This is a genomic window from Streptomyces sp. WELS2 (assembly GCF_013870595.1).
In the GTDB taxonomy this organism is placed as follows: domain Bacteria; phylum Actinomycetota; class Actinomycetes; order Streptomycetales; family Streptomycetaceae; genus Streptomyces.
Window position 1 is genome coordinate 1 of the sequence record NZ_JACBWZ010000856.1, and the last position, 2,530, is coordinate 2,530.

General features: G+C 73.7%; 4 protein-coding genes. All 4 read left to right on the forward strand.

The features are described 5' to 3' along the window. Positions 1 to 467: 467 nt before the first annotated feature. Entirely contained in the window at positions 468 to 1,364 is an 897-nt protein-coding gene (locus tag H5J33_RS30820) for a DMT family transporter (RefSeq protein ID WP_181798060.1), read from the forward strand. A 76-nt stretch (positions 1,365 to 1,440) separates the two neighbouring features. Further along, the gene (locus tag H5J33_RS30825; RefSeq protein ID WP_181798061.1) at positions 1,441 to 1,956 is read left to right on the forward strand and encodes an NUDIX hydrolase; all 516 of its coding nucleotides are present in this window, start codon (positions 1,441 to 1,443) and stop codon (positions 1,954 to 1,956) included. 21 nt (positions 1,957 to 1,977) lie between these two features. After that, positions 1,978 to 2,370, forward strand: coding sequence for a DUF202 domain-containing protein (locus H5J33_RS30830; RefSeq protein WP_181798062.1), 393 nt, complete (start codon positions 1,978 to 1,980; stop codon positions 2,368 to 2,370). Continuing rightward, positions 2,367 to 2,530: DUF202 domain-containing protein (locus tag H5J33_RS36865; RefSeq protein WP_181798063.1), on the forward strand; the 164-nt coding region annotated here is incomplete at its 3' end. The genes H5J33_RS30830 and H5J33_RS36865, both read left to right, overlap by 4 nt.

Below are 2,530 nucleotides of genomic sequence, written 5' to 3' on the forward strand. Positions count from 1 at the left end.
CGGATCCGTTGCGGCCCGGCGCGGGCCGAGCAGAGGCGTGGAAGGGGGCACCGCGGGGCTTCCTGTTTCTCGGGCTGCCATCGACCGATCACGCACAGCAAACCCCCCGCCAAGGGTCGCGTCAAGCGGAACGAGACTGTTCTTTCCTTCAACTTCCCTGCGCACAAGGGAACTTGAGCCCTCGCGGCGCAGGTGGGGCCCGTCGCGGACGTGAACGCGGGGACATTCCTGTGGCGTATGCCATGCCCGCCCGCCCCGCCGTACCGGGCCGTGCGCCCCGGGATCCGTACGGATGTCCCGGGATCCTCGGTACGGATGTGGCGCACGCCATGGCGCGCCGCGCCCGGGTTGCGGACCATGGCGTGCAACCGCCCGGTTCCGGGTACTTCCGGGGCATTGCCGTTCCGGTAGCGCTACAGTCGGCCACTACACGCCCGTGGTCCGGCCGGATGATCGAGGTACACAGCGTGTCCGTTCTGGTTCTGCTTCTCGCCGTGAGCGCGGCCTGCTGCCTCGGCTTCGGATTCGTCCTCCAGCAGAACGCGGCGCAGAACGCGCCGCTCAGCGACTTCCTCTCCTTCCGGCTGCTGCTCGACCTGATGCGGATCCCGCGCTGGCTGGGGGGCCTCGCGCTGATGGTGGCCGGGATGGTGCTGGGCGCCATCGCCCTCGGCAAGGGCGAGATCTCACTGGTGGAGCCACTGCTCGCGACCAACCTGCTGTTCGCGCTCGCCCTCTCCCGGCACCAGACCAGACAGCCGCTCGGCCGCCAGGGCTGGGCCGGGCTGCTGCTGCTCGCGGGCGGGGTGAGCGCGTTCATCATGGCGGGCGAGCCGCGCGCGGGCACGGCCGTCACCGATCCGGTGCGGCACTGGCTGATCATCGGCGCGGTGGTGGGCGCGGCCCTGCTGATGACGACGTACGCCAAGCGCTCCCGGCTGAGCGGCGGCCCGGTGCTGCTCGCGCTGGCGGCCGGGCTGCTGTACGGCGTCCAGGACGCGCTGACCCGGGTGAGCGGCACCCGCTTCTCCGACGGCGGCCTCACCGGACTGCTCACCGGCTGGCAGCCGTACGGCGTGGTGGCCTGCGGGATCACCGGACTGGTGCTGGTGCAGAGCGCGTTCGAGACGGCGCCGCTGCGGATGTCGCTGCCCGCGCTGACCGCGGCCGAGCCGCTCGCCGGGATCCTGTGCGGGGTGGGTTTCCTCGGGGACCGGCTGCGCACCGACACCGGGGCGCTGGCGTGGGAGGCGGCCGGGCTCGCGGCCGTGGTGGGGGGCATCGTGCTGCTCGGGCTGCACCCGGCGATGCCGTGCGGCGCGGGCGAGGCGGAGCAGGGCACCGCGGACCTCCAGCGGCGCTGATCCGGCGCCCGGCCCGGACCCGTACGGGCCCTGCCTGGCACGGGCGCCCGGTGCGGGTCCTGCTTGGATGACGGGCATGAATCCTGCTGACGAGATCCTCGACATCGTCGACGAGCACGACCGGGTCGTCGACCGGCGCCCGCGCGGCGAGGCGTACGCCCTCGGCCTGCGCCACCGCTGTGTGTTCGTCCAGGCCCGGGACGCGGCCGGCCGGCTCTTCGTGCACCGGCGCACGGCGACCAAGCTGGTGTACCCCTCCCTGTACGACATGTTCGTCGGCGGTGTCGTCGGCGCGGGCGAGTCCTACGACGACGCGGCGCTGCGCGAGGCCGAGGAGGAGCTGGGCGTGAGCGGACTGCCGCGGCCCGCCTTCCTGTTCAGGTTCCTCTACGACGACGGCGCCGGGAACAGCTGGTGGTCGGCGGTGTACGAGGTGCGCTGCGACCTGCCCGTACATCCGCAGGCCGAGGAGGTGCAGTGGCACGCCTTCCTGCCCGAGGAGGAGGTCGAGCGGCGGCTCGGCACCTGGGAGTGGGTGCCGGACGGGCTGGCGGCCTACGAGCGGCTGCGGGCGTTCCGGGCGGGTGGGTGACCGCCCGGTAGGGTCGGCCGGGTGAGCGAATTCGTGCGGAACATCCGGCTGTGGTTCGCGCCGGAACGGGTGCGGGAGGAGGGCGGCACGCCCGACTACCGGTTCTCGCTGGCGAACGAGCGCACCTTCCTCGCCTGGCTGCGCACCGCGCTGGCGCTGATCGGCGGCGGGTTCGCGGTGGACCAGTTCCTGCCCGATCTGCGCTGGGCCTGGCGGGTCGGGCTGGCGCTCGCGCTGCTCGGGGCCGGGGTGCTGTGCTCCCTGCGGGCGGTGAACCACTGGGTGCGCTGCGAACGGGCGATGCGGCGCGGCGAGGATCTGCCCGCCTCCCGGTTCCCGGTGCTGCTGAGCCTGGTCGTGGCGGTGGTGGCGGTCGCGATGGTCGTGGTCGTGCTGGTGGGGTGGGAGGGGTGAGGACCGGGGCGGGAGGCGCGGACCGGGACCCCGGCCTCCAGCCCGAGCGCACCCGGCTGGCCTGGCGGCGTACGACGCTGTCGGCCGCCGTGGTCACCGTGCTGGCCCTGAAGGCCGCGCTGCACGGGGGGCCGTCGGCGGCCGGTGTCCTCGCGGGCGC